Genomic DNA, 24,778 nt, shown 5'->3' on the forward strand with positions numbered 1-24,778 from the left:
TTTCATTGTTATCTCATTTATATTAAAATTGTTTTACAAATATTAAGATTCTAAAGAATTGATGATATAATAATTAATTAACAATTTTTAAGTTTTATAATTTTTAAAATGAAGCTCCTACTCACTTCGTTCCTAGCAGTAAGCGATTCACACCAAATCCATATTTGGGTTCTCTGCTTAATAAAACTCCTACTTAATTACTAGTAGGAGTACAATGAGTTCATCATATTCAATTTGTTATAATCCATAGTTTATAATATTATCTCTATATTCCTTTTTAAGTTCTGTTTGTAAATAGTTTATAAATCTATTTATAAATGCTGCTGCTTCTTCTCTAGTCATATAATCATTTGGATGTATATATCCTGCGTTACCTCTTGCTAGATTTATTTGGTTTGCTACGTATATCGATTTTTTTGCCCAAAGCGGTATGTCTTTATCGTCCTTGAAAGGCGTTGTAAATGGTGGATTTGGTGCTAATCTTTCAAGACCTATTGAACGAATTACTATTGTTACTGCTTGTGCTCTGGTAAGCTTTCCTTTTGGCATAAATGTACCATTGCCTACGCCTGTCATTATACCTCTTTCTTTGATTGCTTTTATATATTCATAATCCAAGTTTTTATTTGTTACGTCTGCAAATACTGGTGGATTTACTTCTTCTTTTGTAAAGGATCTCTTTGGTTTATCTTCTTTGTCTACAAGCTGCATTGCTTTTGATAACCATCTTGCAAATTCTGCTCTTTCTGTTGGCAGTTTGGGACCGAAAAATTTCTTTGAACTATCAAATACTCCTAAGCCTGCTAATCGTTTTATATCCCATTCTGACCATATTCCTTTTATATCTTCAAATTTAGGTATATAAAGCTTTTTCTGTGTTGGTAATGTATCAAAACGCTCTGTTGCTGTTCCTCTGTTTCTCACATCTGCTATTTCTCCATCTTTATCAAAGTATGGCATGTCATAATCATATACCATGACTGTTTCTTTTTTTTCTGTAAGTGTATAGCCTCCTGAAAAGCTTGTTTGGTATGGCAAGTTATCAAAATATTCCATATTCTTTGTTCTATTAAATGATATGTTTATTTCTGAACTGCCTGTCCAATCTATTTCGTCATCTATTACATCAGTCTGTGTTATATATTGTTTTATTTTTTGAGTTTCTGTTGCTCCCCAAAAATGATCATAACCATATATGTTACCTGTTATATCTATACTCAATTTTTTTTCACCATCATTTACTTTATACACCTTTGTTCCTAACCAGTTACCTGAGTAATAATTTACTATCGGTTGATTATCATCAATGGTGGAATTATGAAATTGGTAATCTTCTAATGTATATGTATTTCCGATACTATCACTTATTTCTTCTTTGTATTTTATTATGTTGTTTTCTTCTACTACCTGTTTTATATCTTCGGCACTTTCTATGATTCTATCTATTTCAATGTGCTTCTTCATTGTCACTGAGCCATCTTTGCTTTTCATATTTACATAGTCATATGTCAGTTTTTTATCTTTTATTGATATTTTTACTTTTCCGTACATTACTACAGGATTTCCTGTTACAAATATAACTTCTTTATACTGTTTTTCTTTTTTGTAATCTTGTTCATCCTTGTGAATACCGCCTTCAAAACCTGCATTGTTTATCTGTGCATAGGAAGGTAATGCTTGTAATAATAGTATCATGGCTAATAAAAGTATTCTTTTTTTCATATTTACACCTCCTCATCTTTGGTTATTTGATTATTATTATATCTCCTCTGCTATTCTTTCGTAAAATATACAGACTGTCACCTTTTTTAACATGATTATAGCTAACTATTTTACCATTCTTTATAAATATACATTTCTGTGTTGTTAAATCTAAGGCTGTTTCGTTTAAATTCCATTTCTTTTTAAAGAAACTATAATCCTTTACATTTTTTAAGTTTAGGCTAATATTAGCCTTGTCTATTTTTTCTACTGTAGCTGTTGATATAACCTGTGCTTTTGTGTCATTTGATATTATGTTGAGTGCTATTATCATGTTGTTATATTCTACTGCATAAGCATATTTTTTATAATAGTTATTATCTTTGTCATCTTCTTTTAGATATTTGCTGTTTAAAAAGTCATCTACTGATACTGCTTTTACCTCAGCTCCTCTTGTATCTATAATCTTTGTATCGTTACTTATTTTAAAGGTAGTTTGTTTTGTCTCATGCTGCCAATTATTATTTTCTAATATATCAATTTTATCTAAATCTATTTTATACTGACCTATATCGTCTATTCTACCTCTGTATACTACTACTCCCTCAGTATCTTCGTCTTGTACTGATATAAATGCCGCATGAGGATTTGATACTCCATAGGAATATACTAATATGTCATCACCTTTTTTCAAGTTATATGGATGTATAAGTCTGTTATCTTTAACTATGATAGTACTGTCATAGTCAAAACCTACTTTTGTATAATCTACTTTTAAAGTATTTGCTCCATATTCTATGTTTTGTATTGAATTGTTATATTTTGTCTCATAGTCATTTTTCATTACTAATTTGATTATTTGGTTTTGACCAAAATTATTTTCTACTGCTACATATGCTTCGTTTCCTGTATATTGTTTCAAGTCTTCCAAGCTTAAGCTAGTGTTTCCTGTATATATTTTGCAATTCGGACTAATCTGTATCGCCTGTTTTCCTGATTGTTTTGTCCAGCTCCCATGATTATACAGGTTAAGCTCTCCTAATATTATTTGACTACGTGATGTTATTACATCCTGTAATTGTGCTTTGTATAGCGAAGCTATTTGTATGTCTGCTGATGATATATATATGTTTAGCGGTTTATTTGTATCATACTCATCAAATTCCAGTCTTAAATAATCTCCATCTTTTATTGCATCAAAGCTTACATTTTCTCCATCTTTGATTATATGTGCATATCCATCTATTGTAAACTGCTTTACTTCATCTGGTGTTGTTAGTGTTACGACTCTACTATATTTATCCTTTGATAATACTTTTCCTGTGTAAATCTTATCTCCCGGTTGTATATACCCTTCATCACCTGTCTCAAGCTCTCCTGTTATTAATGTGATTTTGTCATTTACCAGTTTTACCGATACCTCTTGACCATATAATAAATCCTCTACGGGTATAACGTTTCCGTTGATTAATACATTTGCTCCGTTTGCTATTTCAAATTTATAGGTTATATCGTTAAAATCCTTGAAAGTTATATATTTATCTTCTACCTTTTCTATAAATACGTCTAACACTAAATTATTTGCATCTAATCTCTCTGCTAATATTACTTTGTCATTTGGATCTATGTAATACCTTATATAATCGCCATTTTTTAATTTATCCATTGTTGATAAATGCTTGCCATCTATAAATATAAATCCTTTTGAACCAATCTCATCTTTTGATTCTTGTATATAAATATTTTGAATACCGACATCATTTTTTATTCTAATCGTTTTTCCTACTACTGCATAGGTTCTGCCTGTTAGTGGATCACTATTTGTAAATATGGATTCTTCTATGTTTTCTATCATACCTGTATTAATTTTATAACCATTCTTTTGTAATAATGGTCTTGCTATCTGATACATTATTTTTGTCATTTCTGCTCTGGTTAATGAAGCTTTGGGTTTAAATTCTCCTCTACTATTGCCAGACATTATTCCACTTTGCAAAACTGCTTCTATTAATGATAAGTTACTTGGAGATATATCCTTCCAATCCTTTAAGTTATAAACATTTTGCTGCTCGCTTCCTGTTATTGGCTCTAGGTTCATTATTCTAGCTGTCCAAATAGCTACTTTTTCTCTACTGACAGGCTTTTGCCAAGTATATTTTCTTGTAATTTTCTCTTTTAACTGTTTTCTTATATTGTTTAACTGAGTCTGTGTTATGTTAAAGTTTGGTTCATATGATGCCATTTTTGAATCTACTTCGTCGTTTATTCTTTCGGTTGTAGTCTGATTTATATTAGTTATTAGATTAACTTCTTCTTGTGTTATTATACCGTTATTTATCGATGTGTCTATGTATCCTTTTATCCAATAATCATATGCTGTGAGTATGTTATATCCTGCTGTGTCTATATTTGTTACCATGTCTTGACCTTTTTGCTGAGCTTCTTGTCCTAAACCCATAAGCCTAACTAATAGTATCAGTGCTTGTTCATGAGTGAGCTTTTCATTTGGGTTGAAATGTTGTTTGCCCATACCTTTAATAATAGACAGAGCACTCATAGTATTTATATATTTTTCTGCCCAATGATTTTTTACATCTTTGAAGTTTATGTTTTTATATAAATTGTCATATGTAGATGTACCTTCAAAAGCTTGTCCTGCTTCAGCTAATACTGTTGACGTAGCTAAAACTACTATTAATAATACGGCTATTAAAACCTTCTTTTTTCTCATGCAAACACCTCATTTTCCATTATATATTGTATTTTTATTTCTCAGTGAACAAACGAGAAATTCATAGATTTTGCGTTTTCAAATATCGTTCATTTAGGGGTGTTTTAAAAACACCCCTTTTGATATTATCTATTATATATTACTATAAGCTCTTTGTCTTCCTTCATAACTATATTTATGTTATACATAGACTTTTGACCTATATAGTCAACTGTATTTGAAACCGTATAAACTTCTGGCTTTAGTTTGTTTTCCGCTTCGCTAAAGCTCATGATGCTTAGTTTTTCTTTTTTGATATTTGTTGAATCTACTAACATACTAAATGTAATTCCTTCTAGGAGACTAAAAGCATTTTTGTTTTTACTTTCTTGAATAGCTATACTCACGTTATAACAATCTGATACTGATTTTTGTTTTCTTGTTAGTCCTTTTGTTATTCTTGATTTTTCTTTTGACTCCATTTGATTTATGTTTAATATAATGTTGGTATCTTTTGTTTTGTCAAGATATTTATAGGCACTAACTTTTAAGTTCACTAATGGAACATAAACTTTAAAATCTTTTTTTATTACGTAAACATAGCCTACACCTGCACTTATAGCTTTCATAGGTACACTTATAGATACTGTTTTGCTTTTACTGTAAATATCATCTCTTAAATCTATTATATATTCGCTTTGCTTGTATTTTTCAGGTAATTTTATAAATATGCTGTTTTGACTCACTGATAATTCTGTTTTTTCTTGTACTTCATCTAAATATTTGTCGTCAGCATCATCTTCGTCTTCTTCTTTTGTTGTACAATTAGCATATGCATATCCTTTTGATTCGTCGTATTTATTGACTGACCATAGTTTAAAATAATATTTAGTGTCTGGCTCTAAATCTTTTATATAATATTCCAGCTTTGTTGTTTCTCCTATATAGCAATAATCTCTACTATCTTTTGATTTACCATATATTTTATACTTGTCAGCTTCTTGTGTTTCATCCCATTTTAGCACTACTGATCTTTCATTTCCAGGTATCGCTACAAATCCTGTTGGATCGCTTGGTCTTGGAAGCACATATTTTATTCCATTCTCTAAAACTGCTATACCTCCATCTTTATTTACTATTTTGACATCCTTGTAACCCAAGTCCTTGATTGTTGCAACGGGTGTTTCTGCTTTTATTGTATTTGCATCAACAATTATTACTTTAGGACACGCTAATTCTCCAAAATAAACTTCTGCATCTAGCATAAACTGACTTCCTTTTATTGTTACTTCCTGTCCTCCTGTTATAAATACTTCGCTTGGTGTTATACTGTTAGCATCTATTGTAGGATACGATATATATTCAAATGCATCTTCTTTTACATTACTTGTTCTATAATCGACATTTTCGATATATACATCCACTAAACCCAAGATATCACTTGGCGGTACTTTTACGACTAGTTTATTTATAGTCCTTTCTAATACTTCTGCTCCAGAGCCATCTGCACTAGAACCAAATATTACTTTTACTTTTTCTGCAAAATTCTTCCCTTTTATTGTTACTGTATATCCTCCTGCTGCACTTCCTTTTGCTGGCTCTATGCTTGTTATTTCAGGCTTGTCACCACTAATCTGTAAATACCTATAGTATACGTTTATATTTTCTGTTGTTGCTCTTGCACCATCTTCATTTTGGACTTCTATCAAATAATCCAAATCTGTGCTTAAGTTGGGATTCATTATATGAGGTTTTACTAATATCCTATTTTCATTGATATATTCAAAATCTTCTTCTTTTAATGGATATCCTCCTATCCTAACTGTTATCCCTTCTTTTATAAAATCTGTACCCATTATATTAAATGGTTGTCCTCCTGTTGTAGGTGCTTGTACTATATGTCTTGAACCTTCGTCTTTAAATGGTACTCCTGTTATTGCTGTTATTGTTGGATTGCTTATTGGGTTTTTGTATGTGTAAGAAACAGCATTTGAAACACTGTCTGGGTTTTCTACTACTACCTCAACTGTTTCAACTGTATGGTAATTAGGTGACTTTAATTCTATTTGGTCATTGTATTTTAAAAATGAACTTTTTGAATAACCTCTACTTACTAATACTCTGCCATCATCTACTTCTACTTTTATATATTCATAACCAACGTAATTCGAAGATGTACCATCAGTATTTTCGAGCTTAGCTACATCTATGAACTTAGTTTCATCATTATAAATATATGTTTGTTTATAAGTCTTGTCCCCATTCTTGTCGCTTACTCTTATTGTTGGTGTTAATAAAATATTGCCTGTTGCACTGTCTAATACATAATCTACTGTCAATCCACCTTTTAATTCAACATGTGCTCGTCCGTTTATTATCCTTCCTGAATTGTTCTCATCCTTCGCTAGTTCTTTATTAGATATATTCCCAAATTTCACTAAATATATATTTTCTTTATCTATTATGTTTTCATCTACATCAAATATTTCTATAAGACTTTTTTTGAATCCGCTACCTATTATATTTACTGTTTCATTCCCTTCTTTTTTACCCATGTTTGGTGTTATCATAGATATTTTAGGGTTTGATTTTCTATATGTGTATGATACTGTGTTTGACTTTCCTGAATCATTGTTTATTAAACATATATCTACTGTTCCTGCTTTTGGATATGGCGGTGCTATTACTTGTATATAACCTGTTGCTGAGTTAAAAACAACTATTTTTGCTTCTAAGTTACCAAAATATACTGTTGGTAATACTGGTGAATCATAATAATAATCATATTTATCATGTATTAAGTCTTTTTTATATTTTGAATCCACATCTGCTTGTGTACTCATATTGTCCCAATGTGTATCTTCGTCTAAATCATCAAATTCAAAATCAGATTCTCCTATCTCTCCCTTATAAGGCTCATAGAATCTAAAATCATATCCAAATATATCTACTATTTCCCCTCCTGCTGCACTACCTTCAACTGGATAAATTTCATCTATTCTTGGCGTACTGTTTGCTATAATATATGTGAATCCATCATCTTTTACAGCTTTACCTCCATCTTCATTTACTATAACTACAGGCACTGTTTTTCTGTCTGTTATAAAGTCTTCATCAACATTGCCCGGATACTTAGGCACTATAACTGTCAGTTCCTTCATATTATTGCTTATTGTAACGTCTTTATCTGGTACTTTGATTCCTCCTATATATACAGAACCAGTGCTTTGGAACTGATCTCCTGTTATTTTAATTGGTGTGCCACCCTCTGTTGTGCCTTGTTTCGGAACTATGCTTATTATTTCCGGATTTGACTGAGGACTTTTAAAATATAGAAATCCATCTTCGTCATATTTTGTATCGCTTTTTGTATCTGGGTTTTTGACTGTAACGTCGTACCATTTTTGTATGTCTAATGCTGGTACCTTAAACCATATTTCGTTTTTATTTATTACTCTTGTTCTATGTCCTGTTATAATATTATTTGCATCAACATAATATGGCGTTACTATATCTAATTTTACATTTGTATTGTCTTTATCTATTACAACTTGCGTTCTATCTGCACTTATTTCATAAGTATATTTAGTGGTATTTTTTATAGCTACTAATTCATCTGAGTCTATTTTTATATTATATTCTAAATCATTCCCATTACTTATTTTAATATTGCCTCTTTGATCCACAAACATTTTTAAGTATTTATTGTGCAAGCTATCATAGAAAAATATACTATCGTAATAATCTGCAACCTGTATTTTTTTAGATCCATTTTCAAGTTTTTTTATTGATAATAATTCATAATCAAACTTCGCCTCTAGACTTACTGAATCAACTGTTATGTTATTATCATTTACTGTTACGCTTACATCTATTGAACCGTCTTTTATACATGTATAATTACCATCTTCATCTACTGAAATTGTGTAATATGTGCCATTTCTTGATAATACAGCATTTTTATCCGAATCTATTGTAACCGAATAAATATTATCAGGTGATGCTGTCTCTGAAACTGTTGCATATTCATAGTATTTTGAAATATTTAATTCATTGTCTTTTATTTGTAAAAGTTTTTCATCATTTAATTCAGGTAATGTGTATGATATTGGTTTTTCAGGTACTTCGGGATTCCCGTTATATGTGTTTACATCTTTGTTATCCAGTAAAACTCTTGTACCTAACAGGTTATATATACCCATACCTGATATGTCTGCTACTGTTAAATCAGGTCTAAAAAAGTTTGTCCCTTTTACAACTACTAACGTTCCTTTTGAGCCCTTGTTTGGTCCTATCGTGTCAATTTCAGGATCTTGATTGCTGGATTTAACATATACAAACTCTGCACTGTCTGAACCTCCATCTAAGTTCATAACCTGCAAGATGGTAATTCCTTCTCTTCCGCTTGGTGCATTAAATGTAAGCGTACCTTCTGTTGTTATAGGGTCTGTATCTCTTATTACTCCATTTACTTCTTTACCATCTATGAATACTTTAACACCATCTTGAAAATTTGTTCCTATTACTACTATTTTTTCTCCACCATTTATTGTTACTATGTTTGGTTTGACATCTATAATTTCAGGACTATCTGCTGTTTTGACAAATGTTATTCCAGTTCTTTCGTTGTTTTCAGAAACCATTGGACCATTGTTTTCTGTGCCTTTTATTGGGTTTGCTATTGCAACTGCTGATTTTACACCTATAAGCCCTTGTTTTAACTGTATTCCTGACGGTATTTTTACAACTATTATTGATCCTGTTTCATTTCCTGCTACCCCGTCTACTTTATTACCAAGATCATCTAAAACCTCAAAGGTTGCTCCAGGAATTGGATTACCAACACTGTCGACAACTATATCTTCGCTTCCTTGTCTTTTTAAGTATATTTCTCCGTCATTTACTGTTGTTCCATTAACTCCCAACACCACTATTGGATAATTAACCTTTACTTCAGGATCCCCTGTCGTTGTATCTGTATAACTATAGACTTTAAAATTTTTACCTTGTATGCATATGACAGTATCTTCTTTTATTGAGTATGGATTATCTCCAACTACTTGAATTTTGTTTGGAGTTACCATTTCTATTTCTGGTTCAACAAAACTAGCTTCAAAAGTATATGCATCTTCTTTAACTGCTGTTTCTGTGATAACTACTTTACCACCTGATTCAAGTTCTAGAGTTGTAGTAATTTCAATGACTACATCTTTTACAGGGTCTTTTAATTCATCAGCTGATATTGGTTTTGTCTTAACATACAGTTTATCAAAGCCATCTGCACCTGAATTAAATTCATTTTTGTCAATATCTGCTTGCAAAAATAATGCGTTTCTACCTATTGTAACTAATAGCTTTCTCTCTATACTCTTTACATCTTTTTTATTATATTGGATGTCATTAGCATTATATGTAATCTTTAATTTTTCATCATCCACTGCTACGCTGTCATATTCTAAATTGCCCGAACCACTTACTGTTAGTCCTTCTATATTTAATTCTTCTAAATATTTACCAATAATATTTACATAAGAACCTGAATCAGGTCCTGATGATGGCTGAACAAACTGTATTTGTGGGGCTATTTTTGCATCTACTACTACAAAGTTTCCTATCTCTTTTTGTTTTATTACATATTTTGTTAAGTCATCATTGTTGTTTGAACCTGTATAAGAAATTTTGTTAGTCAATATTACTTTGTATGTTTCTCCTGAGTCAAGCATGTCCGGAACTTTTATTTTTATTGTCTTTGCATCTACACTTTTAAAATATTCTCTTCCCATATATCCATACTTAAATGGGTCTGTTATATCCTTCATGAAGAATATTGAATAATCCTCATTAAATGTATCTGTTGTATTTATTGTTACTTGTGTTCCTATTTTTCCTTTATTCGGGAATATCGTTATATTATCAGGATTTACCGCTATGTCATCATATATACGAAAGGCATCTGTATATCTATATGACAAACTTACGTCTATGCCATCTTTTACATATTCTTTATCTACTCTTATGTCTTGAAGTCCGAGCCCTAAGTCTACTGTTACATCAGCAATACCACTTCCTGCTGCTCCACTAAGCTCAGTTGATATGTCTTTGTGAGTTAATGCATTTGTATATTTTACTGATATTGTTTGTTTTGGTGTTTCTGTTGTACCAATCTTATCAAAATTTATTCCTTCTATTTTAATATTGTTATTTTTTTTAACTAGTTTAGGATCTACGCCTCTTATTTCCGGCATATCATTTTCGTGTATATCGTATTGAACTCCATTAATCAAAAACATTGAACCCATATCTGAAGGATCAATTGTATATTGTACTGATGTATTACCAGGAGAATTTGGGTATAAATTAACTAATTCCCCTTCGTTATTTTGCATTTTTACAGAAACATTATCTAGGTCTTTTCCCAGTAATGTAAGATAAAATACTGTTGGTGTTTCAAATCCGCCTTTGTAAGTTTTTACTATTTCGATTTTGTTTATTACTGGCGATGCTGCATATACTTTTATTGTGCTTTGTGGCATGAGCCCTATTAGCATCATAAATACTGTTAAAATACTCAATCCTTTCTTTAGCCAGCTTTTTTTCATAGTTTCCTCCCCTTACTTGTTATTCATTGATGTTATGTACTGTATAGTTTATTGTTACATTTTGATTACAGTTGTTTTATGTTAATAAATTGTTACATTGCCAAGTGAAACACTTACTTATTTCGTTCCTAGGAGCAAGCAACTCTCATAAAATCAGAGTTTTTAATTCTCTGCTCAAACTACCTTATTTATAATATCGGCATGTTTTTATAAAATCTTTATTACTATATTATTACATATATTGTTTCTATTATATTACATGGTTTGATATAGCTTTTTTTCAGATTATGACTAAAAATGGTCGTATTCTTAAATATTTCGCCATACAAGGCATTTTCCCTTCTATTTTGAATCTTTTACATGAGTATTTCTAATGACATATTGTGTAATCTGCTTTATTTATCTGTAATAAAACTGAAACATACATGTTGCTAAAGTTCTGATATAATAGAGTTAGTCGGAGGTGAATCAGTTTTGAAAAAAAGAATATTTTTAGTAATATTCATGGTTTTAATTCTAACTTCAAATACAATAATAAATGCACAAGCTACAAATGAAGAAGTAGAAGCAGGTAATAAGCTAAAGCTTTTAGGAATATACAAAGGTTATGAAGATGGCAGCCTTAAGCTGGACAATAATATTACCAGAGCTGAATTCACTACTCTTGCAGTAAGGCTTATTTGCAAAGATAATGAGAACTTTAATAACACAGATAATGCATTCAATGATGCAGATTCTCATTGGGCAAAAAATTATATTAATACAGCCTCTGAGATAGGTTTGATTAATGGTTATCCTGACGGAAGCTTTAAACCTGACAATCAAATTTCTAATGCAGAAGTTTTAACTGTTTTGATAAGACTTCTTGGATATGATGATACTTTGGATGTAAATAAGACATGGCCTGAAAATTATATGGATAGGTCACTAAACTTAAATATTTCTGATAATGAAACCAGTCCAAGTATTATGTCTACTAGAGGTAATGTAGCTGTTTATATTAGTAGATGTCTTACTATAAACATGAAAAAAAGCTATTAATGCTTTTAATCCGACTACATAATTGATTTCAACAGAAGGAGTAAATATATATACTCACTGTTGATATAAACTCCTTAATAGTTTTTCATAAATGATAATATTATAATGAAGAATTATCGTATAAATCTCCTTCCAAATATATATAAAGATAACAGCAAGCTTTGTGCTTGCTGTTTTTTTGTTTAACATCTCTAAATTCACGCGAGTTACTTACTATATTAAATCTCTTTTTACTATTTCTGATACTATAAATGTTGCTACATCATCTGCAAAGCTTCCTGTTGTAAAGCCTGCGTCATAACCTAATTCTTTTGCTAGTTCATGAGATAATCTTGGTCCGCCACAGCAAAGAACTATTTTGTCTCTTATTCCTTCTGCTTCCATTATTTCAACTAACTCTGTCAAATTAGGTATATGAACATTTTTCTGTGTTACTATCTGAGAAACTAGTATTGCATCTGCATTTGTTTCTATTGCTTTAGCTACTAACTCCTCGTTCGGAACTTGACTACCCATGTTTATTGCATTTACCATCTTATATCTCTCTAGCCCATAATGACCTGCATATCCTTTCATGTTCATGATTGCATCAATTCCTACTGTATGTGCATCTGTTCCTGTACAAGCTCCTACTATGGTTATCTCTCTCTTTATATTACTTTTTATATAATCTTCAACTGCATATTTATCCATTGTTTTAACTTCTACTTTTGGAACTTCTATTTTTGTATAATCAACTGTGTGAACACAATGTCCATATACTACAAAAAATGTATATCCTCCTACGTCTTCATAATGAACTACTTCAGGATCTTCTAAGCCCATTTTTCTTGCGAGTATTCTTGCAGTCTCTTTTGCTTCATCACCATAGGGAATAGGCAATGTAAATGAAGTTTGAACCATACCATCATTTAATGTATCTCCATAAGGTTTAACTTTTGTTAAATCAACTTTTTGAACTTCTGACATTACCTATCACCTCCTAACATTAACTCTACAAACGGGTTGTAATACTTATTGTCTTTTTCCACTACTCCGTCTAAACCTTTACCGCCATCTCTTGGTCTTTTAACTGATGCAAATTTACCTTTTTCTATTGTGGAAAATAATCCTTCATTTTCTATTTCTATTAATAATTCTTCTGCTTTTTTTAGTACTTGCTGCGCTCTTGTCTGTATTATTCCGCCCTCTTTGAACTCTATTTCATCACCTAAGTTTCTAGCATTGTTGAATATATATTTTGCATTTTCTATAGCGAGCTTTCTATCATGTAAGTGCGGAGTATGAATTGCTTCTGTCATCATTCCCAATAATTGAATTCCTTGATTAGTCCATATTGATATCAAGTTAAATAGTGCATCTTGTATATGACCTTTAAATATATTGCCTGTCATAAATTTAGTTGGAGGCATATATTTAAGCGGTGCTTTTGGAAAAATCTCTCTTGCCATTTGTGCTTGAGCCAGTTCTAAAAGAAATCCGTTTTCTATGTTAGGATTCATTTCAAATGCATGACCTAGTCCCATCTGTTCTTCTGGTATTCCTGCCATTAGTGCAAATTGTTCATTCATAAGTTGTGATGCTAATACTGTATGTGCTTCTTCTACTGCATCTGAGGTAGTGAGATAATTGTCTTCTCCTGTGTTTATTATTACTCCAGCATAGCCGTTTATTATCCTTGAAAAATACTGGTCAACTAATGTTCTTTGCATGTTAATATCTCTAAATAATATTCCATATAATGCATCATTAAGCATCACATCTAATCTTTCTAATGCTCCCATTGCTGCTATTTCCGGCATACATAAGCCTGAGCAGTAATTGCACAATCTTATATATCTTCCTACTTCCTGCCCAACCTCATCTAGTGCTCGTCTCATCAATTTAAAGTTCTCTTGTGTTGCATAAGTTCCACCAAAGCCCTCTGTTGTTGCTCCATAAGGAACATAATCCAGTAAACTCTGTGCTGTTGTTCTTATTACTGCTATGACATCTGCCCCCTGTCTTGCAGCTGCCTTTGCTTGAACTATATCTTCATATATATTACCTGTTGCTACTATTACATACAAATATGGCTTTGGTCCTTCTCCTAACTGCTCTAAATAATTATCTCTTGTTTGCCTCATATTTTTTATCTTATCTACTGTAGATTTAGCTATTTCATATATTTTTTCTTTTATTTCTTCTTCAGGTGCTATATCTAATTTCATCAAATCAAGTTCATTTTGACTTACTTTTACTGCAATCTCCTGTGGCGATAAACTTGTGTTAACCATTGCATTGCCTATCCAATATGCTGTTCCCAGTGATAATCCTCCATCTTCTTTTATGTTGTCTACTACAACATTAGGAAGAGGTCTTTCTATATCATCTACTCCGTCTATGCCTAACAGCCTTGCTACCGTTCTCTCTACTGAAACTGTTGTATGCATATCTATAAATTCCTGCATTTCTTCGGCTATATTTCTGGCGGCATTTCTGGCACTATCTATAATATCCGAATTTAAATTTAGTTTGCTCATATTCCAACCTCCTTTGTTAATATTTTTCTCTCATTATTTCCTCTGCATCCGATACTATACTTTCTTCCATCCCCATTAATCTTGCTATATTTATAGCATCTCTTGGAACTTGCTCAGTATTTGTTACTTCTTTTAATCTGTAGTCCATCAACAGTCTCACTGACTCAATGCCTTCTGAGCCTACTGCTATGACAGTCTTTAGTTTTTCATAGTCAATATTTTCAAGCCCTATCACTTGCAAATGTTTAACTTTACTAATGTTTGCAACATTATCAAAATGTGTTGTTATAATACTTATGCTTGTTTTATTTAGTAAGTATTTAACTAACGCCTTTGATAAAGCGTACCCTTCTGAAGGGTTAGTTCCACTGGCAAGTTCATCTATTAATATCAAACCCCTTTTATCACTTTTCTTAATAGCTTCATTTATTCCATGTATTTCTCCCCCAAATGTACTTAAACCCATTCCTATTGACTGCATATCTCCTATTGATATGAATATGAAATCATGTAATGAAGTTTTCATGTACTTACATGGAACAAATAGTCCATACTGTGTCATTAAACAAAGCATCCCTATTAATTTTATAGATATAGTTTTTCCCCCCATGTTTGCACCTGTTATACAGGTTACTCCTTTATCTATATCTACACTAATAGGCATGTATTCATGTCCTTTACTACTTAATTCTTCTGATACCTTAAGATGCCTACCTTGCTGTATTCTAATCATATGTGTATTTTCTATTATCGGCTTTATGCTGTCTGTTTTTATTGCCATAAATGCTTTGGCTATAATAAAATCAAGATTTGCTATTTTTTCAAAGCTATCGTTCAGTTTATCCCCTAACTCAGCTATTCTATTTGATATCTGTTTTCTTACCTTTAGCTCTTCTTCTTCTTCTTTAGCTTTTAAAGTATCCATTTCTTTTAAACAATCTTCTACCTCTTCACTCATCTTTATTTTATATTTGAAACTTATGTAGGTTTCTGATGAATATTCAAGAAGACCGCTTTTTTTCACTTTTTCCAACAGCTCTAAGTCGTCTTTTGGTACTGTTATCTCTCCATTTGTTCGTACATTTAATTTTAAGTTTTGTTTTATGACAGTTTTTATTTTATTGTTTTCTTTTTTTATAGCTGATGCAAGTTCTCTTTTCTGTTTTCTTATGTCTTCTAATTCTTTTGAGTACTCATCATATATAAAAAATGTTTTTATGCCGTTTTTCTTTGGATCTAAAAGATTTTCCAGTTCATGTATTTGCTTTAAGCTAATGCTTTCAGGAAGCTTACATTCTAAGTTTTTTAATTTAATTTCAAGTTCTTTTAGTATAAATATATAAAATTTAATTTCAAACAACTCTACTATAGTTAGAATATTTTTATTTTTTGCTCTTTCTAATGAACCTCTGATATCTTTTGTATGAGCCAAACTTGATTTTATCCTAATAAATGCTTTTTGGTTTTTTCTTATTTGATTCACTACAATCTCTAATATCTCAAATTCTTCTTTTAGTTTATCTTCACTACCGCAAAGATACGGTTTTAAATTGTTTTTTTTATCTAAACCATATGGAGTTAAAACTTCTATTTTCCCAAGTATATAATCAAAATCTAACTGCTCTTTTGCCTTATTATTGATAAAATCATTCAATTTACTTCACCACCACAACTTTGCTGTGACATTTCTTCTATAATAACATCTATTACGGGAATGTCTTTAATCCTCGCTCTCATCTTTGATAAAAACTCCTTAGGATTAAAGTAATATCCTTTTGGTGAATATGGATTTAATGTTACTGCTTTAACATTAATCTTATTTAATACTTTTACTTTAAGACCTTTTCTTCTCAACTGCATCCATTTATTAGCATCTACAAATATCTTTGTACCATCTTTTACTACTACTATTACATCCTTGTTTTTTGTATTTTCTATAATATCAGCAGCTGTTTTGTTTGTTAGACTTCCTGGTAATATCACGTATAATGTATTATTTTTTATATTTGATGCTATTGTATTCCCGCAATTTATAGCTGTTTTTATGTTTAAATGATTTATTTTTAAATCCTTGTCTATAAATGTAATCTTATTGTTATCAGATTCTATTAAACTCTTTATTTTACTATCTACCTCATCTAACTGCATTAAGTTAACTGTATGAACTGTTTCTGTTATTACTCTATCCATACTTCTACTCAAGACAGCACCTGATGCTAATATTGCAGCTTCAGAAACATCTACTGAAGCTGAAGCTATTCGATTGATTGAGCCATCTACTAAAACCAGCTGAGCTCCAAACTTTAGCATCAGCTCTGAAATCGTTTTCAGCTGCGCGTTAGTTTGAGGCCCCGCTATTTGTATATTTCCCTCTTCTATAACTCTTGCTATAATTACATACCCCATTGGAGTTGTATAATCTGTTGTATAAATTATTTCTAATTTTGCGTCTCCTGTATCAAAAACATGATCTGTTGTAGTTATAATCGTGCCTTTTGGTACAAATATTAATGGTTTCTTAGTATTAGTCACTACATCTTCTTCTTCTCCATCTCTGCCAGTTGATGTTATTCCTAACACTATATCAGTTTCTAAGCTGTCCTGTATTAGTCTATTTAATACTACTGTTTTACCTGCATTTTTAGACATACCAACTATTGAAACTATCTTGCCAGCTTTTTGTATTATATCAAATAATGACATTTTATTTTTTCTTTTCTTCTAATAGATGTCTTCTCTCGGCTCTATCATTTCTTAATAATTTTGTAGGCTCTAATGATATGTCTTTACTATGCATTAAACCTGCTACTCCAGTATATATATGATTTGCTTCACTCTCTATTGTATCTAAGTTTTCAGGTCCTTCTATATATTGTGGCTCATCATAAGTTGTTATAACTCCTTCGAAGTTTCTAAGTATGACTCTATTCCTAGACATAGAAACTATATAATTAGGCATAACTGGTATCTTACCTCCTCCTCCAGGAGCATCTACTACGAATGTTGGTACTGCAAAGCCTGATGTATGTCCTCTTAATCCTTCCATTATTTCTAGACCTTTGGATACTGAAGTTCTAAAATGTTCTATTCCCATTGATAAGTCACATTGATATATATAGTATGGTCTTACTCTAATTTTCACTAACTCTTGAACTAATCTTCTCATAACATTTACACTGTCATTTATACCTCTAAGCAATACTGATTGATTACCTAATGGTATACCAGCATCTGCAAGCTTTCTACAAGCTTCCATACTTTCTTTTGTTATTTCTTTAGGATGATTAAAGTGTGTATTTAACCATATTGGATGATATTTTTTCAGCATATTAACTAAGTCGTCTGTTATTCTTTGAGGTAATACTACAGGAGTACGACTTCCTAATCTTATTATTTCTACATGAGGTATTTCTCTAAGCTTCTTGATAATATATTCTAATCTATCATCAGATACTAGTAAACAATCCCCCCCGGATAATAATACATCTCTAACTTCTGGTGTGTTTCTGATATATTCTATCGCTTTGTCTACTCTATCTAATGGTGACTCCTGGTCGTTATGTCCTGCAAATCTTCTTCTTGTGCAATGTCTACAGTACATAGAACACTGATCTGTTATTAAAAATAGTACTCTATCAGGATACCTGTGTGTTAAACCTGGAACAGGTGAATCTGTATCTTCATGTAACGGATCTAGCATATCAGAACTACTAATATGCACCTCGCCTAACGTTGGTACTGCTTGCATTCTAATAGGACAATTACGATTTTCTTTGTCCATCAATAATGCATAATATGGTGTTATACCCATTCTGAATTTTTTTAGTACTTCTTTTATGTTTTGTTCTTCTTCAGGTGATACATTGATGATTTGCTTTAGATCTTCTACAGTGTCGATTCTATTTCTGACTTGCCATTTCCAGTCATTCCACTGCTCGTCAGTTACATCTTTCCAAAGCTCTATATCTTTATATGACCTCATTTATACAAAACCTCCCTATCCCCCATTTAAAGCTTAAGCATATAACTCTTCGTACAATTTTCTCAATTCTTCACTTTCTCTCATTATCTGTAATGCTATTTCTGCATGACCTTTTGTATAACCGTTTCCTATAATCATAGTAGTGTCTCTACCTACTCCTTCTGCTCCTAATGCTGCTTTTGTAAAGCTGGTTGCCATACTAAAGAAATATATTAGACCATCATCTTTAGTTGCTAATATGCTTGACATCTCTGTATTTTGTATATTTACATTGTTAATTGTTATGTCTGCCATCTTACCATCTGTAACTTCTTCTACTTTTTTTAGAACTTCTACTGCATTAGTTGCATCTGCTTTGATATAAACATCAGCTAAGTTTACTTTTTTAACTCTTTCAAGACTTTTTTCACTATGACCTAAGCATATAACTTTTCCTGTAACTCCAACTCTCTTTTTAGCTTCGTAAAGACAAAGCATACCTGATTTACCAGTTCCCCCAATAACTAATACTGTATCTCCAGGTCCAACAAGCTTTGCTGTTTGTGCAGGTGCTCCTGCTACGTCTAGTACTGATAATGCTAAGTTTTCAGGTATATCGTTTGGAATAACTGCATAAATACCACTTTCAAATAATATTGCTTTACCTTTGATATCAACTTGATCAATGTCTTTTCTTACTTCTAATATTTCATCAATTCTTAAAGGAGTCAAAGAAAGTGATACTAATGTAGCTATCTTATCGCCAACTTTTAGGTCTGTTTTGCCTTCAAGCGCAGGACCTATTTTTTCTATTGTTCCTATAAGCATTCCGCCTGAACCTGTTACAGGATTTTGATGTTTTCCTCTTTCAGATACTATTCTTAACATTATTTCTTTAATTTTTTCTATGTCACCATTTGCTTCATTTTTGATTTGTGTAAAACTTGCTGAATCGATGTTTAATGTTTTAACATCTATTAGTATTTCATTGTCGTATATCTCCATATTATTGTCTATTTTTGTTGCTGGTTGTGGTAATTTACCCTTTGGTTCAATCACTCTATGAGTCCCGTAAGGACATCCTTTTTTCATTATTATAACCCCCTTATTCACACTATAATTTACATATATCATAAATTGTTGCAAAATCTATGCCATATAATAATTATTTTGCCCTCCCGCTAATTATTCATACTTAAGCTATTTTCTTATTATTTTTAAAATAAAAACATGCCCAATATTAGGCATGTTTCTTATTTTCTTATATTATACTTAGCTATTTTGTATTGAAGTGTTTGTCTAGGTATTTCTATTAATTTTGCTGTTTTTGATATATTCCAATCTGATTCATTAAGTGCTTGCAAGATTATGCTTTCTTCTAATTCTCTTACTGCACTTGTCAATGAAGGTATTTTATTTTGGTCAAATCTACTGAAGCTTGAGCTGTTAAATTTCTTTGGTAAATGCTCTATCCCTATTTCTTCTATATCATTAATTGATATTGCCGCTTCTATTATATGTTCTAGTTCTCTGACATTTCCTGGCCATTTATGCTGCATAAAAATCTCCATTACTTCTTTTGATACACCTTTCGTTTTCTTGTTGTATTCAACGTTAGTTTTGTTTATAAAATAATTGACTAACATTGGTATATCATCTTTTCTTTCTCTTAATGGAGGTATATTTAAGTTAATAACACTAAGTCTGTAATATAAATCATTTCTGAGTGTATTTTCTGTTATTGCCTTGCTAGGCAGTATATTTACCGCACTTATTATTCTTACATCAACCTTTGTTGTTTTCAGTGATCCAAGCCTTCTTATTGTTTTATTCTGTATAACTCTTAAAAGCTTTGCTTGCAATTCTAACGGCATAGAGTTTATTTCATCTAAGAATATTGTGCCTGTATTAGCAAGCTCAAACAAACCTGGTCTGTCTACTGCTCCTGTAAAACTTCCTTTTACTGTTCCAAACAATATGCTCTCCAGTAGATTACTTGGTAATGCTGCACAGTTTTGTGCCACAAAAGGCTTGCTTTTTCTCTTGCCTGTATTATGTATTGCTTGTACAAACAGTTCTTTTCCTGTTCCTGTTTCGCCGTATATTAATATGGGTGAATCTGTCTTTGCTGCTTTTAATGCTAGTGATTTTAGTTCTTTTATTGTCTTATTTTGCCCAATTATATCCATAAATGTACATTTGAATCCATCACAAGTATCAACACTTTTATTATCGTCGTTTTTTAATAATTCTTTTTGCAAATCTACTATTTTTTCTGATAATTCTCTAACACGTGTAATATCTTTTGATATCTCTAGCGCACCTTTTATTTTATTATTTGCTATTATTGGTACAGAGGAGTTTATTGTTGTTATCTTATCCCCTTTATAATTGATAAACGTTTGCTCAACATTAAAAACAGGTTCTCTTGTATTGATAACCTTAAGTAGTGTGCTGGTTTCATCCGATAGGGAAGGATAAATATCTAATATATGCTTACCTTTCACATCATCTTTGTTTATTCCATCCAATCTTTGAGCCGCTTTATTGTAATATACACTTTTCCCTTTGTTGTCTATAATGTGAATTCCCTCATCCATGTAGTCTAATATTTCAAAAATATTTTCTCTAAAGAAAAGGTCCTTCATATCGAGCCTCCTTTGCTTAATATTCGGCACATGTGCCCAATATTTAGCACTCATAACGCTAAATATTAGTTTAATAATTTTTTATAACAACAGAAGCAATTACGTAGTAATTGCAACACACCGTTTCAACAAGGGTGGAGATATCTTACGCCTTGTTATATTTATTATCTTATCATATTTTTAGCAAATTCATTATTTTTTCTACAACTTCTGTGTATATTTTTAGTATGAATAGATTAACTTCTATTCTATTTTTGTTCATTTTTCTAATCAATAATTTATTATTATACTCATAAAATATATCGCTTAATTCTTTTAGAAATGCTAGAAGTTTATAAGGTTCATAGTATTTTACTGCTTCTGTTATAACGTCTCCTATTGTTAAATATTTGAGGAATAACTCTCTTGCTTTATTATCATCAAATAAATATTCTGCATTTATATTATTATAGTTATATCCTTCGTTTTTAAGTAATTTTATTATATTATTAGCTCTTAAATATGGGTATGTCACATAGTTATATGGATTATTTAAGCTATTTGTAAATGCTTTGTCTAATGATATGTTTACAAGTGTTGATCTATTTTTGCTACATGAATAAAAAAACATATTTTCTACACTTAAATTTACAAAACATTCTTCGTCTTGTTGAAATGGCTTAACTACTATATTGGTCTTGTCTTTGTTTTGTTTTCTACTCACATTTATAATTTTGACATCCTTATTACCATTTTGTTTTTTATTTATTATTTCTATAATATTATTCATCTGCTCCGTTATTAAATAAGCTCTATTATACATGTTATTTTTTGCTTTGTCGATATATTTAAATAAACAATTTTCTATGCTTATTTTATGAATTAATATACTATTTTCAATCAATTCTCTACCATATATTTCAAACCATTTGTCTGTAAGAATGAAATTTATAAATCCGGGTTCTATAAAATCTATCCTTTTTATATTTAGTGAAGTATATGAAATTTGACCTTTTATTATTTGGTATACTTCTCTAGGTGTTCTATTTAGCTTTTTTGAGAATTTTAATGCAATGTTACTTGTTAAATGTCCAAATTCTTTTGATTTAGGTACTGAAATGTCAACTTCTTCGTCTACATTGAGTATATTTTTCATCTCATTTTGTAATTCTGTATATATTTTGTTCATTTATATATCCTCTTACATTATTTCAATTGATAATGTATTTGCACTCTCTGCTATCTTGGATATGTTTAACCTATAACTCATCTCGATTTTACCTTTGCCATTATCACTAATATCCATGTTAAGCTTGTTTGTTAGAACTTCCATCGTCATTTCTCCATATGCTGTGATGTAATCTGTTACATGTTTTTTTCCTTTTTCAAATATTAGTTTTGAGCTATTTGTTCCGAATCTTCTCATTTGTACTTTATGTTCTTGTATTTTTAGAGTTGTTGTTGAACCTTGCATTCCAGATATTTCCGATTCATCATAAACTACATAATATATATCATTTTTTTTATAAAATTTGCCTTCTGTTATTAATTCTATTGTATTTTCTTCTCCTTGTAAGCCAGTTTGTTTTCCTACTATCTTTACTTTTACATCCTTCATATTATCTTCCTTTCATTAGTGCTTCTAATAGATCTATATTTAATATTTTATAATTCCATATTAATTATATTACATATCTCAGATTATTCATAGAATATTATGAGCAGTGAACTAAAATCTCTGATTTTATGTGAATCGCTTACTCCTAGGAAAAATGAGTAGGAGTTACATATCGCCGCTTACTCCTATGAAGGAACGGAATAGGAGATTCATTAATAAGTATTCCTTATGATTATAACAAGGCGCAAGATGCCCTCACCTCTATAGGTAGCGGGTATAAATTATATTTAACAGGTGGTGCGCAATCTTGCGCCTTGTTGAAACGGTGTGTTGCAATTATTACGTAATTGCCTTCGTTGTTATAAGAAGTCCATTAAATTCTCGACATACCAACTCGGTATACCTTCGAATTCAAATTTAGATGTACCTCAGACTTATTACTTCGTCTGAATAAGCGATTCACCCTAAATTAAAATTTAGGTTCTCTGCTCATAATTCAGAACTATACATCATATTATTCAAAGTTATATGAATAATCAGGGATCATTTATAGTTTTTGCTTGTATAAAATTAAAAAGAAGCTGTTTTTAACTAAAGATCACTTTTTGTTTAAAACAGCTTCTCTTATTCTATATCATCAATATACCATTCTTGCCCATTATAATCTTTAATATTTTTTGTTCTCTTCCAGTTTCTGCATTTATATATACTATAAAATCAAAGCCTTTATATTTCCCTTTGAATTCATAACATAAAACATCTTTTTGCCCTCTATCTGGTATTATTGCTAATCTTACGCTAGATATATCAAAATTGTATCTCACTTTTTCTCTAGCCTGTTCTTGTGTCAATGTTGGAGGTGGTATGCTTCGTTCATGATGACTTTTTAGGTAATTTGATGCATCTATTCCTATAATCTCTCCTGTATCTAGTGCAACCTTAACTTTTATCAAATCAGAATATACTGTGATATCATTTTCTTTATATGCATAGTTAAATAAGATAAAGCCATCATACTCTTGTGAATAATTAGGCTCCATGCTACTATAACCTATATTGTTCAAGAACTCTACTGCCTTTTTACCCGCATCTTCTGATGATAAGGTTCGCTCTTTAATTTCTTTACTATGCTCCATCCATATAATTTTACCGCCTGTTCTGCTGACTCCTATATACGCTGTAGTATCATCTTTCATTTTGACGGCAAAGGTATAAGCTGGTATGCTGATTGTTTTCAATTTTTCTCCCATTTCTAGTGCTTCTATACTTTTTACGCCTTTGAATTCTAAAAACTTTCTCGCTATATCTTCTGCTTTTTTTTGATCTACTGTTCCTTCTCCTAATCCTCTAGGTTTTATATTTAGTACTTGATCTGAAAATGGTCCATCATATATTAGTTCTGGATACTGGGTCATTTGTTCTTCTTCATATTTTGTAATCCCTGTATCAAACATTACTTTATTTGATTCTTTTATTTCTTTATCATTATATTGCACTGACTGCATATCTATTTCTCCATTTACTACCTTTGCAAAAGTTTGTTCCATTTCTGCAGATAAGGTACTCATATAATCTTGTAGTTTAAATAAGGTTTGCCTTTGTTTGTTGTCTAGTTCTTTTTCATCTAAGTGATCTTGTATTAATGCATAGCTATAATCAGCTACATGATTTAAGAATTTTTCTGTATTTGCTAATTCTTTATGCATCAATGGTAATTGTGTTAATCTATCTTGTGCAAAATATGCTTGCTGATAAATCTGGGATAATAGTAGTATGTTTCTCTCTCTTGATTCGGATAATAGTGCTTTTTCTAATGATGTTTGTACTGTTTCTATGTTATCCTTCATGTCATAAAAATATCTTTGGTACTGGCTATTTAAGCTTCTTTTGTAAATAATCTTTTGTCTGTACTGCGTATATCCCCATCCTATGGCTACAACTAAAGCTAAGCTTAGTATCATAGACAATGTACCATATCTTCTTTTTTTCATAACCATCA

Annotated in this window: 14 protein-coding genes; 1 reads left to right on the top strand and 13 read right to left on the bottom strand. The window is 30.9% G+C overall.

All coding sequences use genetic code 11. From position 1 onward, the window contains the following. Positions 1-237 precede the first annotated feature (237 nt). The 3 genes from AYC61_RS18105 to AYC61_RS18115 all read right to left on the bottom strand — a co-directional run bounded on the left by AYC61_RS18105 (position 238) and on the right by AYC61_RS18115 (position 11,010). The gene (locus AYC61_RS18105; RefSeq protein WP_066506274.1) at positions 238-1,722 is read right to left on the bottom strand and encodes an S-layer homology domain-containing protein; all 1,485 of its coding nucleotides are present in this window, start codon (positions 1,720-1,722) and stop codon (positions 238-240) included. A gap of 22 nt (positions 1,723-1,744) precedes the next feature. After that, positions 1,745-4,432 carry an S-layer homology domain-containing protein gene (locus AYC61_RS18110; protein WP_066506279.1) on the bottom strand — a complete coding sequence of 896 codons (2,688 nt, stop codon included), beginning with the start codon at positions 4,430-4,432 and terminating at the stop codon, positions 1,745-1,747. Positions 4,433-4,557: 125 nt separating this feature from the next. Next, on the bottom strand, positions 4,558-11,010 hold the full coding sequence (locus AYC61_RS18115) for an IPT/TIG domain-containing protein (protein WP_066506282.1): 6,453 nt from the start codon (positions 11,008-11,010) through the stop codon (positions 4,558-4,560). A gap of 474 nt (positions 11,011-11,484) precedes the next feature. On the opposite strand from AYC61_RS18115, the gene AYC61_RS18120 reads away from it, so the two are divergent. Next, a complete protein-coding gene (locus AYC61_RS18120; protein WP_066506291.1) occupies positions 11,485-12,051 on the top strand; it encodes an S-layer homology domain-containing protein in 567 nt (188 codons plus the stop codon). Between the two features lie 213 nt (positions 12,052-12,264). Here the strand turns inward: AYC61_RS18120 and kamE are convergent, their stop codons facing one another. The 10 genes from kamE to ypeB form a co-directional block, all read right to left on the bottom strand. Next, positions 12,265-13,020 carry a lysine 5,6-aminomutase subunit beta gene (gene kamE, locus AYC61_RS18125; protein ID WP_066506300.1) on the bottom strand — a complete coding sequence of 252 codons (756 nt, stop codon included), beginning with the start codon at positions 13,018-13,020 and terminating at the stop codon, positions 12,265-12,267. Beyond that, entirely contained in the window at positions 13,020-14,573 is a 1,554-nt protein-coding gene (kamD, locus tag AYC61_RS18130) for a lysine 5,6-aminomutase subunit alpha (protein ID WP_066506302.1), read from the bottom strand. The genes kamE and kamD overlap by 1 nt, the downstream gene beginning before the upstream one ends. 16 nt (positions 14,574-14,589) lie before the next feature. Further along, positions 14,590-16,227, bottom strand: coding sequence for a lysine 5,6-aminomutase reactivase ATPase KamC (gene kamC / locus AYC61_RS18135; RefSeq protein ID WP_066506303.1), 1,638 nt, complete (start codon positions 16,225-16,227; stop codon positions 14,590-14,592). Continuing rightward, entirely contained in the window at positions 16,224-17,276 is a 1,053-nt protein-coding gene (gene kamB / locus AYC61_RS18140) for a lysine 5,6-aminomutase reactivase subunit KamB (RefSeq protein ID WP_066506305.1), read from the bottom strand. Before kamB ends, kamC begins: the two co-directional genes overlap by 4 nt. 1 nt (position 17,277) lies before the next feature. Continuing rightward, positions 17,278-18,555, bottom strand: a complete 1,278-nt coding sequence (gene kamA / locus AYC61_RS18145) for a lysine 2,3-aminomutase (protein ID WP_066506306.1) — start codon at positions 18,553-18,555, stop codon at positions 17,278-17,280. Positions 18,556-18,588: 33 nt separating this feature from the next. Further along, positions 18,589-19,626 carry an L-erythro-3,5-diaminohexanoate dehydrogenase gene (kdd, locus tag AYC61_RS18150; RefSeq protein ID WP_066506308.1) on the bottom strand — a complete coding sequence of 346 codons (1,038 nt, stop codon included), beginning with the start codon at positions 19,624-19,626 and terminating at the stop codon, positions 18,589-18,591. 161 nt (positions 19,627-19,787) lie between these two features. Next, entirely contained in the window at positions 19,788-21,182 is a 1,395-nt protein-coding gene (locus AYC61_RS18155; RefSeq protein ID WP_066506311.1) for a sigma-54 interaction domain-containing protein, read from the bottom strand. 172 nt (positions 21,183-21,354) lie between these two features. Next, positions 21,355-22,350 carry a DALR anticodon-binding domain-containing protein gene (locus AYC61_RS18160; RefSeq protein WP_066506314.1) on the bottom strand — a complete coding sequence of 332 codons (996 nt, stop codon included), beginning with the start codon at positions 22,348-22,350 and terminating at the stop codon, positions 21,355-21,357. Positions 22,351-22,362: 12 nt separating this feature from the next. Further along, the gene (locus AYC61_RS18165; RefSeq protein ID WP_066506322.1) at positions 22,363-22,779 is read right to left on the bottom strand and encodes a YwiB family protein; all 417 of its coding nucleotides are present in this window, start codon (positions 22,777-22,779) and stop codon (positions 22,363-22,365) included. A gap of 629 nt (positions 22,780-23,408) precedes the next feature. Continuing rightward, on the bottom strand, positions 23,409-24,770 hold the full coding sequence (gene ypeB / locus AYC61_RS18170; protein ID WP_066506325.1) for a germination protein YpeB: 1,362 nt from the start codon (positions 24,768-24,770) through the stop codon (positions 23,409-23,411). Between the last annotated feature and the right edge of the window lie 8 nt (positions 24,771-24,778).

The organism is Abyssisolibacter fermentans (assembly GCF_001559865.1).
In the GTDB taxonomy this organism is placed as follows: Bacteria; Bacillota; Clostridia; order Tissierellales; family MCWD3; genus Abyssisolibacter; species Abyssisolibacter fermentans.